The organism is Hydrogenothermus marinus (genome assembly GCF_003688665.1).
Lineage (GTDB): Bacteria > Aquificota > Aquificia > Aquificales > Hydrogenothermaceae > Hydrogenothermus > Hydrogenothermus marinus.
Genome location: NZ_REFO01000011.1, coordinates 241,518 through 255,059 on the forward strand (window position 1 = coordinate 241,518; position 13,542 = coordinate 255,059).

The following is a 13,542-nucleotide window of genomic DNA, read 5'->3' on the forward strand; positions in this document are numbered from 1 at the left end:
TAACTTAAGAAAAATCAGGCTTAAATTTGAGTTATCCACAAGTTATCCACAGGTTATCCACAAGTTATCCACAACTTATCCACAATCTAAAACCCTTGTACATCAACATTTTGAACCACTTATCCACAATTTTTCCACACCTATTATTATTATTATTAATTTATTTAATAAATAAAAAAAATATAAAATAATTAAGCAGAAAAAAAATTTTTTGGAGGAAAATTTTTTGGACTACTTAATGGGAAATTATGCAAGGTTTGATATTTATTTTGAAAAAGGGGAAGGAGTTTATCTATATGATGATAAAGGAAAAAAATATATAGATATGCTTGCAGGTATTGCAGTTAACACTCTTGGATATGCACACCCTAAATTAACAGAAGCTATTTGCAGTCAAGCGAAAAAATTAATTCATGTATCAAATCTTTTTAAAATAAAACCACAAGAAGAAGTTGCTAAAATTTTAGTTGAAAATAGTATTAAAGATGGTAAAGTTTTTTTCTGTAATAGTGGAGCTGAATCAAATGAAACAGCTATAAAACTTGTAAGAAAATATTTTTATGATAAAGGAAAATCTGAAAAGTATGAAATAATTACCTTTACAGGTGGATTTCATGGAAGGACTATTGGCTCATTAACTGCTACAGCACAACCAAAATATCATGAAGGTTTTAAACCTCTTCTACAAGGAATAAAATATGCAGAGTTTAATAACATAGAAAGTTTAAAAAAAGCTTTATCTGAAAAAACAGCAGCAATAATGTTTGAGATAATTCAAGGAGAAGGAGGAATAAATCCAATAGATAAAGAGTTTTTAAAAGAAATTATAACTATAGCAAAAGAAAAAGAAATTTTAATTGTGGTAGACGAAGTTCAAACTGGTATAGGTAGAACAGGTAAATTTTTTGCTTATCAACATTTCAACATTGAGCCAGATATAATAACTTCAGCAAAGGGCATTGCAGGAGGAGTTCCTGCTGGAGCTGTAATTGCAAAAACAGATATAGCAAAATCTTTTACACCAGGAACCCATGGCTCAACTTTTGGTGGTAATTATCTTGCTATGACTGCTTCAAAAGTGGTTCTAAATGAAGTATTACAAGATGGATTTTTAGATGAAGTTTATAAAAAAGGAGAATATTTAAAAGATAGATTGAAAAAATTAGGCTTAACACCAAGAGGATTAGGATTAATGATAGGAGTACCTTTACCCGAAAATATTTCTGTGAAAGATTTAGTTAAAGTTTGCCTACGAAATAGATTAATAGTAGGTATGGCAGGAAATAATACTTTAAGATTTGTTCCACCACTTATTATAAATTATAATGAAATAGATGAAGCAATAGAAATATTAAAAAAGTCTTTGGAGGAAATTTAAAATGAAAAAATTTTCTTTAGCTATATTAATTTCTACAGCAGTAGTTGGAACATCCTTTGCTATCCCTGGGATAGACTTAAAAGTAGGTGCTGGATATATTAATCTGTCTCCTTCTGGATGGGTTAAATATAAAGGTAATCAAGTAGATGTTAAAAATGATTTACACTGGGGAGATTCTGGCAATATAAATGCTTATTTAGAATTAGGACTTCCTATTTTACCAAATATTAAAGTAGAATATCTACCTGCTAAATATGATGGAACAGGGAAAATAACTAAAACTTTTAAATTTGGTGATTATACCTTTACTGCAAGTGATAATATATATTCAAAATTAAAACTTGACCAATATTATTTATCTTTATTTTATAATTTGCCAATACCTTTTGTAAAGCCAAGAATAGGCGTTGCTGTAGATTATGCAGATGGATATGCTTATGTTAAGTCTTTAACTACAGGTCAAGAAGATAGAGCAGATTTTAAAGCACCTATTCCTATGGCTTATTTAGGACTTCATGCATCAGTTCCTAAACTTCCTATAGAATTTGATTTTGAAGGTAAAGGAATTGCTTATAAAGGAAATAGATTGATTGATATAAAGGCAATGGGAATGTTTACATTAATTGGTATTCCTTTAATAGGTAAAGCTTATGTTGGCGGTGGATATAGATATCAAAAAATAAAATTAGATGATATTGATAATGTTTATTCTGATCTTAAATTTAAAGGTTTCTTTGGAGAAGTTGGAGTTGAATTTTAAATAAGGAGAGTAAATGGAAATAACTGAAAATGAAATTTTAGAGCTTTTTAGACAAAAAAAGAAACCTTTTTATATAAAAACTCTTTTAAAACAGCTTGGTTTACCTAAGACAGAAAAGCAAAATTTAAAAAAGATGTTAAGAAAACTTCAAAAGAAAAAATTAATTAAGTATCAAAAAGGTAAATATTTTCTAATAGAAAAAAAACAAGAAGAAGATTTAGTAAAAGGGCAAGTTGAAGCACATCCAAGTGGATATGGATTCTTAATAATTGGTGATCAAGTAGAAGATCTTTTTATTCCTCCACCTGAGATGAAATATTTATTTGATGGAGATATAGTTTTAGCAAAACCAATAAAAAAGAAAAAGAAAGATGAAGCAAAAGTAGTAAAAGTATTAGAAAGGGTAGTTAAAGAAGGAGTAGGAGTTTTAAAAAAGGATAAAACTGGATATTATGTTCTCTTATCTGATACAGTTATTCCTCATAAAATCTATGTTCCAAAAAAACAAGCTGAGAAAATAGTAAAAGGTAGTTATGTTGTTGTAAAAATAAAACAGTATCCAGAACCTAAAAAAAGAGCTAAAGGAGATATTGTTGAAGTTTTAGGAAAAACAAGAAATACAAAAACAGTAGCTGAAATAATAGCAAGAAAATATGGACTTCCAAAAAGGCATTCTGATGAAGCTTTACAAGAAGCAGAAAAGATATCATCAAGAGTAGTTATATCTAAAAATAGAAAAGATTTAACAAAGCAGGTATGTTTTACTATAGATCCAGAAAGTGCAAGAGATTTTGATGATGCAGTAGCAATAGAAAAAGAAGGTGAAAATTATAGACTTTATGTTCATATTGCAGATGTAAGCCATTATGTAAAAGAAGGCTCTGCAATTGATAAAGAAGCATTTGAAAGAGGTAATACATATTATCTTCCTGAAAATGCTCTTCATATGCTTCCAGAAAGATTATCAGCAGATTTATGTAGTTTAAAGCCTAAGGAAAAAAGATATGCTTTCACATGTGAAATGCTTATAAATCCAAAAGGAAAAGTGATAGATTATGATATTTATGAAAGTGTAATTATTAGTAAAGCAAGATTAACTTATGATCAAGCTTTAGGTATTATTTTAGGAGATCCTGAATTATCTGAAAAATACCCAGATTTAGTTGAGCCTTTAAAATATATGGAAGAGCTTGCAAAAATACTTTTAAAAGAAAGAGAAAGAAGAGGAAGTATAGATTTTGATCTTCCTGAAAGTAAGATACTGTTTACAGATACAGGAGATCCTTATGATGTAGTACCTTATGAAAGACATTTTGCTCATAGATTAATTGAAGAATTTATGATTATTGCAAATATAACTGTAGCAAAACATATGGAGAAGTTAGAACAACCTTTTATATATAGATCCCATGAAGAACCAGATATTGAAAAGGTTATAAAGTTTGTTGATTTAGTAGCAGGACTTGGATATGAAGTTAATTATCCTGATGTTATCACTCCTAAATTTATACAAAAGATATTAAAAAAAGTAGCAGGCACTCCTGAAGAAGAGCTTATTAGATTTATGGCACTAAGGAGTATGAAACAAGCAAAATATACAGTTGAAAATTATGGTCATTTTGGATTAGCACTTGATACTTATACTCATTTTACTTCTCCAATTAGAAGATATGCCGATTTAGTTGTACATAGAATGCTTAAAAAATCAATAAAAAATAAATTTACAAAAAAAGATTTACAAACATTACCAATTAAACTTGAAGAAGTAGCAAAACAATGTTCTAAAATGGAAAGAGTAGCAGAAGAAGCAGAAAGAGATGCTTTAGAAATATTAAAACTTAGAATACTATCTAATCATATTGGTGAAGAGTTTGAAGGAATAATTACAGGCGTAGTTTCTTTTGGGTTATTTGTTGAGATTGAAAAATATATAATAGAAGGTTTAATTCCTATTTCTTCTTTAGAAGGATATTATATTTATGATGAACAAAATCACAGATTGATAAGAGAAGACAAGCAAAAATCTTATAGACTTGGAGATAAAGTTAAAGTTAGAATTGAAAAAGTTGATGAAGACTTGAAAAAATTAGATTTGTCTATGGTTGATTAGAATATATATCCTTTGTAATGGGGCCTTCAGGAAGTCTATTAATAAACTGTTGAACTACAGGGTCTTTATTAGTTTTTATTTCTTCTGGAGTTCCTATTGCATATATTTTACCTTTATGGATAATAGCAATTCTGTCAGCTATAGAAAAAGCACTTTCTAAATCATGGGTTACTACTATAGATGTTACTCCTATCTCTTTTCTAAGCTTTAGTATTAAATTATCTATAATTGCACTCATTACAGGATCAAGTCCAGACGTTGGCTCATCATATAAAATAATTTCAGGATTTGTTGCTATAGCTCTTGCAAGGGAAGCTCTTTTTCTCATTCCACCAGAAAGCTGAGAAGGATAAAGTTCTTCCACTCCTTTAAGTCCAACTAATTCAAGTTTTTCTTTTGCAAGCTGATATATCTCTTTTATAGGCTTTTTAGTATTTTCAAGATAATAAAATCCTACGTTTTCCCATATTTTTAAACTGTCAAATAAAGCTCCTTCTTGGAATAGATATCCCATTTTTTTTCTAAATTCTATAAGTTCATTTTGAGATAGTTTTGTAATATCAATCCCATCTATTATTATCTGTCCAGAAGTTGGTTTTAAAAGCCCTATTATATGTTTAATAGTAGTTGATTTCCCACTACCGCTACCTCCCATTAAAACAAAAATTTCCCCTTTTTTTACATCAAAAGATATACCTTTTAATATTTCTCTATCTCCAAACTTTTTTACAAGATTTTTAACTATAATGTAAGATTTATTCAATTTCTATTACTACCTTATCCCCTTTTTTTAAATTAAATTTTTCTTTTGCATTTTCCATTGGAGTAAACAGTTCATAAAATCCAAAACTTCCTTTTATAATGTTTAAATTATTTTTTTCTCCTTCTAAAAATGAATTTACTAGTTTATTTATTTTAAATCCTTTAACATAACCTATTTTGAAAGAAGGTAAATCTTCTATATTTGTAATAGCATTTCCAAACTTATCAAATTTTATAATTTCTCCTATTATTTGCTTGATTTCTATTTTTAGTTTTGGCAGTACTATTTTTTTGTAATCTTTTTTTTCTTGGCCAAATTCATTTAAAGGTATTTTTTTGGAAATATAAGCAGATACAGGTGCAAAAATATCTCTTCCATGAAATGTATTATTATCTCTGGGTAGTAAGTATTTTTCATTTTCAATTTTTATTATTTTTTTAATCTTTTCTTTTTCTAATGCTAATGATAAAACACCATTATCTGGAGCTACAAAATAGTAATTTTCTGTTTTTATAATAATTGGATCCCTTTTTGTACCAACTCCTGGATCTATTACTACACAGAATATTGTACCTTTTGGAAAATAGGAAAAAGAAGCCCTTAAAACAAGAGCCCCTTCTAATATATCAAAAGAGTTTATATCATGAGATATATCTATAATATCTACTGATGGATTTATATTTTTTATTACCCCTTTTAAAGTTCCAACAAATCCATCTTTTATTCCAAAATCAGTTAAAAGAGCTATCATTTAATAAATTCAGGTTTTTCCTTTTGGTATTTATTATCTAAATATTTTATAAAATCCTCAGTTTTATCATACTTTTCCTTTCCATATAAAACTGCTTGACTATCAACAACAAGTTCATATCCATTTTTATTTGCAAACTCGTTTACAGATTTTCTTACGAAATTTGCAAATTTTTCGACTGATTGTTGCTGAATTTTCTGAAGTTCTTGTTGTTTTTGAATTATTTCCTGTTGTAGTTTTTGCATTGCTACTTGATCTTTTTGGTTTATAGTTGCTGCTTTAGATTGAATTTCTGATTTTGCTTTGTTTGCTATATTTTGTAATTTAGCTTTTAGATCAATTCCTGCTTTTGATTGGGTAAAAACCTTTTGAACATCAATGTAAGCTATTTTCCCTTCTGCATAAGATGAAACTGCTAAAACGAAAATTGTTAAGATAGATAAAACAAATTTTTTCATAAAAATTCTCCTTTTTGTTTTTTCTTTATTATACTTGAAAATTTTAAATTATTTATATATTTTTTTTCGTAGGTGTAGCTTTCGGGACTGTCGCTTTCTGATTTTTCAGAAAGAGGAAAGTCCGGACTCCAAAGGGCAGGAAGCTGCCGAAAGGCAGGTGGGGGTAACCTCACGGAAAGGGCCACAGAAAATAGACAACCTTCATTTTAGTAGGCTGGGAAACAGCCGAAATGTAAATAGGAAGGTTCAGGTGAAACGGTAGGGTAAAAGCCTACCAGTACTACTGGCGACAGTAGTAGCTGGCAACCCCCTTCCGGAGTAATCCCAAGTAGGAGAGCGTTAAGGCTGGCCCGGCTTGCTCTCGGGTAGGGAGCTTAGATAAATGACAGTCTAAAACAGAATCCGGCTTACCTGAAAGCTACACCCCACTAATTTTAAGGATTTAAAAATGAAAAGAGTATTTGTTGGAAGTTTTATTGACCAAAAAATTTCAAAAAAATTTTATTCAAAAATAAAAAAGGATTTTGCAGGTGTTATTTCTGGTAGATGGATTCCTACTGAAAATCTACATATAACTTATAAGTTCTTAGGAAATGTTCCCGAAAACAAAGTAAAAGATATAAAAAATGTACTTTCTGAAATTTTAGATAAACAGATAAATACAAAAATAATTTTAAAAGGCTTATCTGCATTTCCTAATATTGAAAATCCTAAGGTTTTTTACATATCTGTTGAAGATAAAAAAGGTGATTTAAAAGAAATACATAATTTTGTAGAAGAAAAATTAGAAAATTTAGAATTTGAGAGAGAAAAAAGAAGTTTTACTCCACATATAACATTAAAAAGACCAAAATTTGTAAAAATTCATCAATTTAAAGAAAAATTAAAAGAATACCAATATAAAGAATTTGCACATATATTTAATATTGAGGTCAATGTTATTGAAAGTATATTAACTAATAAAGGGGCAATTTACAGAAAAATATAATTAACCTTTTACAGCCTTTATTATATCCTGTATAAATCTTTTGAAATATTTATTACTATTTTCAACCCAATAATAAATTTTTTCTGAAGAAATTTCTTTTGTTGGATCAGCAAGATTAATTCTGTTATTTTGTAAATCTTGTAAAAAATATGCTGTTTCTTTATCTATAATATTTTTTTCATATAGCTTTATAAAACATTCATCTGTATTTTTCTCTCCTAACTTCCTTAAAAGATGTTTACATATCCAGTTAGCTCCATCTATAGCAACAACTAAAAAATATTTAGATCTATCTATAAACAAAGGCGAATTTATGAACTCTTCTTTTGAATATTTTAAGAAAGTTTTTAATTTTTTTATATTTGATAAAATGGCAGATATATTTTGTTGAACCCTTTTTATATTAATAGATATTTTTAGCTTAGGCTGTTTTTCTTTTAATTCTTTTACAATCTTTGAAAGTTCTGGAATAAACATATTGTCTAAAGTTAAGATTATATCAGAGACTATAGAATACATATTTTCAGGTTGGTAATTTAGATTTTTTTCCATTAGATTTTCTTTAAAATTATATAAATCAAGTAAAGCCCTTGAAAGCTTAGGATTAAATATTTCCTCTTTTGAAATTATTTTTAAACAGTTGTCTTTAAAAGATTTATTGTAAATAATAGAAAGTAAATGACAAGATATTTCTTCTAATTCATCATTTAAAACAACTAAATAATATTTTACCCTATCTGGATATATTGGTTTATTTTCAAATTCTTCTTTGCCTAAATCTAAAATCTGCTTTATCTTTTTTATATATGTTTTTACTTTTCCAGCTTTTTCATTTAAAAATTTAATATCTATGGTTTTTGGAAGCATTAACTTAACTCTGTTTTTATTTTACTTTTTAAATCATAAACCTCATCTCTTAAACTTTTTATGGTATTTTTCATATTCTCAAGATATTTTCCACCTGTTGAGTATACTTCTAATTCTTCATTTATAATCTCGTTTATTCTGTCAATTAATAACTGATTTTCTTCATAAAAATATAAAAGTAGAGCCGTTTTTATCTCATCTAAATTTTTTCTTAAACTTTGGATTAATATCTCTTCTTGCTTTTGCAAAAATACTTTTTTATATTTTTTATTGAAAAATAAAGCATCTACTAAAGAACCAAAAATAAAGAATATTCCTACTATAGATAAAATCATCCACATATCTACATCTGAATTTAAAGTTTCATAAATTCCTATTAAAGTTAAGATTATTCCTGTTAAAAATATAGATAAAAATCTAAAACTATTTATATTCTCTGCAAATTTATCTAAAAGAGATGAATATTCTAAGTCTGCATCAAACATTTTTTCTGAAATTTGTGGAATTTGAAAATATATTAAAGGATATATATCTTCATAATTTTCTAAGAAAACTTTTAAATTATCTAATAAAACATGCTTTTTCTGGTCTGGAATTCCTAATTTTTCAACATAGTTTTCTGCTTTTTTTAATAAAGTATCTTTTAATGATCTATTTAGCCCTGAAATATTCATAAAAAGTTGCTCTTTTATAAATAAATTAACATTTTTTTCAAACTCTTTTAAAAATTTAATAACTAAATGAGGTTCTCCAATTTCTCTTATTTTTTCCAATTCTTCTTTGAAAAAGTGTAATTTATCATCTAATATTCTATTTACCCCAAGCTTTAAATAATCCTCAATTTCAGTTTTTTCTGCTAATATAAACTCTTTAAAACTTACATTCTCTGCTCTTTTAGAATGCAGCTTTTCTTGAAAGTCTTCTAATTTTTTATATATTTCATTTAACTTTTGTTCTAAGTAATTTAACGTGTCAATAAGTTCTTCTAATTTTTCTTTATAAATAGTATCAAAACCTTTTTTTGGTACTCTTATTGGAGTGTTTATTGTTTCTATATTTTGCTTTAAGTATAAATATAATTTATTAAATTCATTATCAGCTAAATTTTTTAGGAAGATATTTACTTCATCTTTATCTGAAAGATTTTTTGTCTCTTCAATATATTTACTTAAGGTGGAATATACTTTTTTAGCAATATTCTGGGTTTGATCCATATAAGAATAAAGTTGTTTTAGTTTATTTCCGGTGTTCACTTTTTAACCTTTTTTTTATTATTTTTGCAAATAATCAAAGATTATACAACTTAAATAATCGGAAAATATAGTTTTTTGTTTATATATTATATGGCATATTTTTTGCATATATAATAATTGGAATACTAAAGAGGTAGGATTTATGGATAAATATCAAAAAACAATAAAAAAAGAAATTTTAATAGAAGGAATAGGACTTCATTCTGGAGAATATACTACATTAAGATTAATACCTGCAAGTGAAAATGAAGGAATTAATTTTATAAAAAATAATGAAATTATCCCAGCGAAAATAAAATATGCTTCTGGATTTGATTTTTCTACTACTATAGAAAAAAATGGACAAAAAGTTCAAACTATTGAGCATCTTATGGCTAGCTTGTTTTTCTTAGGAATAGATAATATTTATATAGAAATTAATGGGAAGGAAATTCCTATTTTAGATGGAAGTGCTAAAAGTTTTATTGAGAAAATAAAAAAAGCAGGAATACAAAATCAAAAAGCTGAAAAAGTATATGCAGTATTAAATAAAGAAATATTAGTGGAAAATGAAGATAAATATATACATGCAACTATTTCTGAAAATCCTGTATATAGATACAAAGCTAAATATAATAATAATATAATCGGAAATAGAGATTTTGAGTTTAAGCCTTTTGAAGAAAACTATAATCATATAGCAGATGCAAGAACATACTGCTTTTTTGAAGAAGTAGAATTTTTAAGACAAAATGGGCTTGCAAGAGGTGGTTCCTTAGATAATGCAGTAGTTTTTAAAGACGACAATGTTTTAAATCCTGAGGGATTAAGATATGAAGATGAGCCTGTTAGACATAAACTTCTTGATTTGATAGGTGATTTATATTTATTAGGGTATCCTATAATTGCAGATATTACATCTTTTAAAGGTGGACATAAATTAAATGCTGAATTTTTAAGAAAAGCATTAAAGGAAAACGCATTTGATTTTGTACCTGCATCTAAACTTGAAAGCTTAAATCTTAAAGTAGCTTAATTATTTCTTCAAAAGAAGGTTTCGTAGGAATAATATCTACTTTTAAACCTTCTTTTTCTATCTCTTTTTTTGTTGTATTTCCAATAGATATAATTTTTGTATTTTTTAATAAATCTTTAAAATCTTTAAATAGGTTTTTGAAAGATAAAAAAGTTGAAGGACTTGAAAATAAAATATAATCTATATTTCCAGATTTTAATAAATTATAAATTTCATATTTATTTTCAGGAATATTAAGCTTTGTATCATAAACAAAAACTCTTTTAATATTTGGTAAATTTATTGGCCTACCTTTTTTTGTTGTAATATGAATAAATTTTTTATCTTTAAATTTTTTTTCAATAATTTCTTTTATACCTTCTGCAGAATTTTTTTCAGGAATAATAATATTATTAAATCCTAAATTTTTTAGATATTCACCTGTTTTATTTCCTACTGCAAGAATTAATATATCTTTTGGTAAATCTTGTTTTTTTAAAAAATAATCAACTGCCTTTTTTGAAGAAAAAATTATTCCATCAATTGTGGGTAAATTTATATAATCAAAATCTAAAGGAATTGTTTTTATTAATGGAAAATATATTAAATTAACATACTTACTTTTTGCCAAATTTTCTATACTTTTATTTAACTTATCTTCCCTTGTAATTAGTAATGTTTTCATCCTTGTCTTTCACCTGGAACTAAAAATACATAATCATCTTTTTCAATTATGAATGTGTCAGGAGGATTTAGATATGTCTTTTTTCTTCTTTCTATAGCAATAGGCATAAGATTTTTTGATCTTACATAAGCAAGAAGTTCTCCAAAATTATTAAACTTTCCAATTCTTGATACTTTAACTTTTCTAATTCCTGTTTCTTTATCTATTAATGTTTTTATTAAATCTGTTGTACCTGGATTTACAAGTCCACTAAATAGGATTTTACCTAATAATTGTCCATGGACTAACACTTCTTTAACTCTCATTCTTTTTTTAAATATCTCAGCATCTTCATCAAGTAATACTTCAACATATATATTTGCTGTAGGATTTATACTTGAAACTAACATAGCTGTAAGTGCTGTTCTTGCATCTATATTTCTTTCAGAAATACCTTCTTCTCTTTCTGCTACTATTATTACGTCAGAAGCTTTATCTACTGCTACATCAAGTAAAGTAGTATCATTAATAAAATCACCTCTTTTATATCCTATATAATCTGGAAGTTTAATTCCTATTTCTGACTTTGGTAAATTTGTAACAATTACAATCTCTTTTTCTACATCTGAAGCAATTAACTGTTCTATAACTTCTTCAGCAGTTTCATTCCATCCACATATTACAATATGATTTTCTAAGTTATCCAATTTTATTTCTCCTCCTTTAATGTCCATTAATCTTCCAACTAATGCTGCAGAAAAAGTAGCTGTTAAAGCTGAAACAAAAACTATACCACCTGCTATAAGTACAGATGTTAATATTCTACCTTCTTCTGTTTTAGGAACAATATCTCCGTACCCAACTGTAGATACAGTAATAAGCCCCCAATATAAAGCATTCCACATATTTTCAAAAAGTTTATTTCCTGCATTATATTCATAAATATAAACAATTAAAGAGATACTAAATATCCAAGTAATTAATGAAAAAGCAATAAATGCAAATAAAAAACTTTGTTCTTTTAATGCTAAATAAAGACTTTTTAAAGCACCGCCATATCTTATTATTTTTAATATTCTTAAAACTCTTAAAATTCTAAAAGCTCTTAAAGGTCTAAATAATGGAAGTATTGCAAGTAGGTCTATAATTGCATACGGTGTTATCATCCATTTTAATTTTGGTATAAATGCTGATTTTAAACCTTTAAAAATTCTTATATATAAAGGTAAATCTAAGTATTCTTCAAATCCTTTTAGAAAATCTTTCGTAAAATTAGATATAACCCACCATCTTAATATATATTCTATTAGAAAAAAGTATAGAGCTATATTTTCATAATCATTTAAAAATTTATTAAGGTCAGGAGGTAGTTTAGCTTGGAATGTAGGAATAAAATCAGGAAGTATAGCTATAGATGAAGTAATTACAACAAAAAGAGCAACAACATCATATAACTGCTTACGAGGACTAGTTTCACTTTCAATTGTGTTATATACTTTCCTTTTTAAAATCCTGTAATATTTTGTAAATTTTCTTAAAAAATTATCTTCAATAAACATAATACAAATAATTAACCTCTTTAATATCTTCTTTATTTAATAAAATCATTAAAAGTCTATCAATTCCTAAAGAAGCACCTGAAGATTTAGGCATATTTTTCAAACTATCTATAAACTCTTTATCTATTTCGTATTTTTTCCCTGTTTCTTTTTCTTTTTTTTCAATATCTTCTTTAAATCTTTTTTCTTGTTCTATTGGATCTGTAAGTTCATAGTATCCATTAACAAGTTCAATTCCATTAATATAAGCTTCAAATCTTTTTCCTTTTCCATTTTCTATTTTAGCAAAAGCTGAAAATGTTGGAGGGTAATCATATATGAAAGTTAATTTATCTTTTCCAAGATTTGGCTCTACATAAAAAGCATAAACTCTAAAATAAGCTTCTTCATAATCTATTTCTTTTTTCAATCCTTCTTTTTTGTGTAAAAACCTTAAAAGGTTTTCATAATCTTCTGGATAAACTTTTGTAAATTTATAAAAAGCTTCATCTACAGATATTTTTTCTACTTTTCTTAAGTCATACTTTTTTCCTTTGTATTGAATAACAGGCTTTTTATATAAAGCTATAGCAGTTTCTATAAAGATATTTTGGGTATCTTCCATTAAATCTTCAAGATTATATCCAACTCTATACCATTCAAGCATTATAAACTCTATTTTATGTTTTTTTGAACCTTCAAAATTTCTAAAAACCTTAGTTATTTGATATATATCTTTTTTATATTTTGAAAGTAATTTTTTCATCTGAATTTCAGGAGAAGTATGAAGATATTTTATAAATTTTTCATTCTTTTCATTAAACACTTCACATTCTATAGGATAAATATTTGGATCAAGATTTGGATAATCTTGAAGTATATCTGTAATTACTTCATAAGCATCGGTATTATTAAAATAATCTCTTATAGCTTTAAATACTTTGTTTTTTGATATAACTAAATCCATAATATAATAATATAGCAGACTATACAAAAATAAGAATATCTTTATCCAAAA

The 13,542-nt window shown here is 26.3% G+C and carries 13 protein-coding genes and 1 other RNA gene; 6 read left to right on the top strand and 8 right to left on the bottom strand.

The genetic code is table 11. The features are described 5' to 3' along the window. The first annotated feature begins 238 nt into the window (after positions 1-238). From CLV39_RS04265 to rnr, 3 genes are read left to right on the top strand one after another with little or no spacing between them, the layout of a single operon-like run. Positions 239-1,378, top strand: coding sequence for an aspartate aminotransferase family protein (locus tag CLV39_RS04265; RefSeq protein WP_121923000.1), 1,140 nt, complete (start codon positions 239-241; stop codon positions 1,376-1,378). A 1-nt stretch (position 1,379) separates the two neighbouring features. Then, the gene (locus CLV39_RS04270) at positions 1,380-2,138 is read left to right on the top strand and encodes a TIGR04219 family outer membrane beta-barrel protein (protein ID WP_121923001.1); all 759 of its coding nucleotides are present in this window, start codon (positions 1,380-1,382) and stop codon (positions 2,136-2,138) included. A gap of 13 nt (positions 2,139-2,151) precedes the next feature. Continuing rightward, complete coding sequence (rnr, locus tag CLV39_RS04275; RefSeq protein WP_121923002.1) at positions 2,152-4,248, top strand: ribonuclease R; 2,097 nt, start codon at positions 2,152-2,154, stop codon at positions 4,246-4,248. Here the strand turns inward: rnr and CLV39_RS04280 are convergent. From CLV39_RS04280 to CLV39_RS04290, 3 genes are read right to left on the bottom strand one after another with little or no spacing between them, the layout of a single operon-like run. Further along, a complete protein-coding gene (locus tag CLV39_RS04280; RefSeq protein WP_121923003.1) occupies positions 4,235-5,011 on the bottom strand; it encodes an ABC transporter ATP-binding protein in 777 nt (258 codons plus the stop codon). The two genes, rnr and CLV39_RS04280, sit on opposite strands and share 14 nt — an antisense overlap. Next, on the bottom strand, positions 5,004-5,762 hold the full coding sequence (locus CLV39_RS04285; protein WP_121923004.1) for an SAM hydrolase/SAM-dependent halogenase family protein: 759 nt from the start codon (positions 5,760-5,762) through the stop codon (positions 5,004-5,006). Before CLV39_RS04285 ends, CLV39_RS04280 begins: the two co-directional genes overlap by 8 nt. Further along, the gene (locus CLV39_RS04290; RefSeq protein ID WP_121923005.1) at positions 5,759-6,220 is read right to left on the bottom strand and encodes an OmpH family outer membrane protein; all 462 of its coding nucleotides are present in this window, start codon (positions 6,218-6,220) and stop codon (positions 5,759-5,761) included. Before CLV39_RS04290 ends, CLV39_RS04285 begins: the two co-directional genes overlap by 4 nt. Before the next feature lie 74 nt (positions 6,221-6,294). Here CLV39_RS04290 and rnpB point away from each other — a divergent pair. Together rnpB and thpR are read left to right on the top strand one after the other, a co-directional pair. Further along, positions 6,295-6,646, top strand: an RNA gene (rnpB, locus tag CLV39_RS04295) — RNase P RNA component class A. Between the two features lie 22 nt (positions 6,647-6,668). Next, positions 6,669-7,208 (top strand): RNA 2',3'-cyclic phosphodiesterase, encoded by a 540-nt coding sequence (gene thpR, locus CLV39_RS04300; RefSeq protein WP_121923006.1) that lies wholly within the window; start codon positions 6,669-6,671, stop codon positions 7,206-7,208. Here thpR and CLV39_RS04305 read toward each other — a convergent pair whose 3' ends face one another. Further along, the gene (locus tag CLV39_RS04305; protein WP_121923007.1) at positions 7,209-8,075 is read right to left on the bottom strand and encodes a HepT-like ribonuclease domain-containing protein; all 867 of its coding nucleotides are present in this window, start codon (positions 8,073-8,075) and stop codon (positions 7,209-7,211) included. Then, the gene (locus CLV39_RS04310; RefSeq protein ID WP_121923008.1) at positions 8,075-9,328 is read right to left on the bottom strand and encodes a hypothetical protein; all 1,254 of its coding nucleotides are present in this window, start codon (positions 9,326-9,328) and stop codon (positions 8,075-8,077) included. Before CLV39_RS04310 ends, CLV39_RS04305 begins: the two co-directional genes overlap by 1 nt. Before the next feature lie 142 nt (positions 9,329-9,470). On the opposite strand from CLV39_RS04310, the gene lpxC reads away from it, so the two are divergent. Then, entirely contained in the window at positions 9,471-10,343 is an 873-nt protein-coding gene (gene lpxC / locus CLV39_RS04315) for a UDP-3-O-acyl-N-acetylglucosamine deacetylase (RefSeq protein ID WP_121923009.1), read from the top strand. Here lpxC and CLV39_RS04320 read toward each other — a convergent pair. From CLV39_RS04320 to epmA, 3 genes are read right to left on the bottom strand one after another with little or no spacing between them, the layout of a single operon-like run. Next, complete coding sequence (locus tag CLV39_RS04320) at positions 10,330-11,007, bottom strand: uroporphyrinogen-III synthase (protein ID WP_121923010.1); 678 nt, start codon at positions 11,005-11,007, stop codon at positions 10,330-10,332. The two genes, lpxC and CLV39_RS04320, sit on opposite strands and share 14 nt — an antisense overlap. Continuing rightward, on the bottom strand, positions 11,004-12,545 hold the full coding sequence (locus CLV39_RS04325) for an ion transporter (protein WP_121923011.1): 1,542 nt from the start codon (positions 12,543-12,545) through the stop codon (positions 11,004-11,006). Before CLV39_RS04325 ends, CLV39_RS04320 begins: the two co-directional genes overlap by 4 nt. Next, positions 12,535-13,491: an elongation factor P--(R)-beta-lysine ligase gene (epmA, locus tag CLV39_RS04330; protein WP_121923012.1), complete on the bottom strand. Its 957-nt coding sequence runs from the start codon at positions 13,489-13,491 to the stop codon at positions 12,535-12,537. The genes CLV39_RS04325 and epmA overlap by 11 nt, the downstream gene beginning before the upstream one ends. Positions 13,492-13,542 lie beyond the last annotated feature (51 nt).

Coding starts and splice junctions, on each gene's coding strand:
- CLV39_RS04265 (WP_121923000.1), top strand. CDS start 239: ATGGGAAATTATGCAAGGTTTGATATTTATTTTGAAAAAGGGGAAGGA.
- CLV39_RS04270 (WP_121923001.1), top strand. CDS start 1,380: ATGAAAAAATTTTCTTTAGCTATATTAATTTCTACAGCAGTAGTTGGA.
- rnr (WP_121923002.1), top strand. CDS start 2,152: ATGGAAATAACTGAAAATGAAATTTTAGAGCTTTTTAGACAAAAAAAG.
- CLV39_RS04285 (WP_121923004.1), bottom strand. CDS start 5,762: ATGATAGCTCTTTTAACTGATTTTGGAATAAAAGATGGATTTGTTGGA.
- CLV39_RS04290 (WP_121923005.1), bottom strand. CDS start 6,220: ATGAAAAAATTTGTTTTATCTATCTTAACAATTTTCGTTTTAGCAGTT.
- thpR (WP_121923006.1), top strand. CDS start 6,669: ATGAAAAGAGTATTTGTTGGAAGTTTTATTGACCAAAAAATTTCAAAA.
- CLV39_RS04305 (WP_121923007.1), bottom strand. CDS start 8,075: ATGCTTCCAAAAACCATAGATATTAAATTTTTAAATGAAAAAGCTGGA.
- lpxC (WP_121923009.1), top strand. CDS start 9,471: ATGGATAAATATCAAAAAACAATAAAAAAAGAAATTTTAATAGAAGGA.
- CLV39_RS04320 (WP_121923010.1), bottom strand. CDS start 11,007: ATGAAAACATTACTAATTACAAGGGAAGATAAGTTAAATAAAAGTATA.
- CLV39_RS04325 (WP_121923011.1), bottom strand. CDS start 12,545: ATGTTTATTGAAGATAATTTTTTAAGAAAATTTACAAAATATTACAGG.
- epmA (WP_121923012.1), bottom strand. CDS start 13,491: ATGGATTTAGTTATATCAAAAAACAAAGTATTTAAAGCTATAAGAGAT.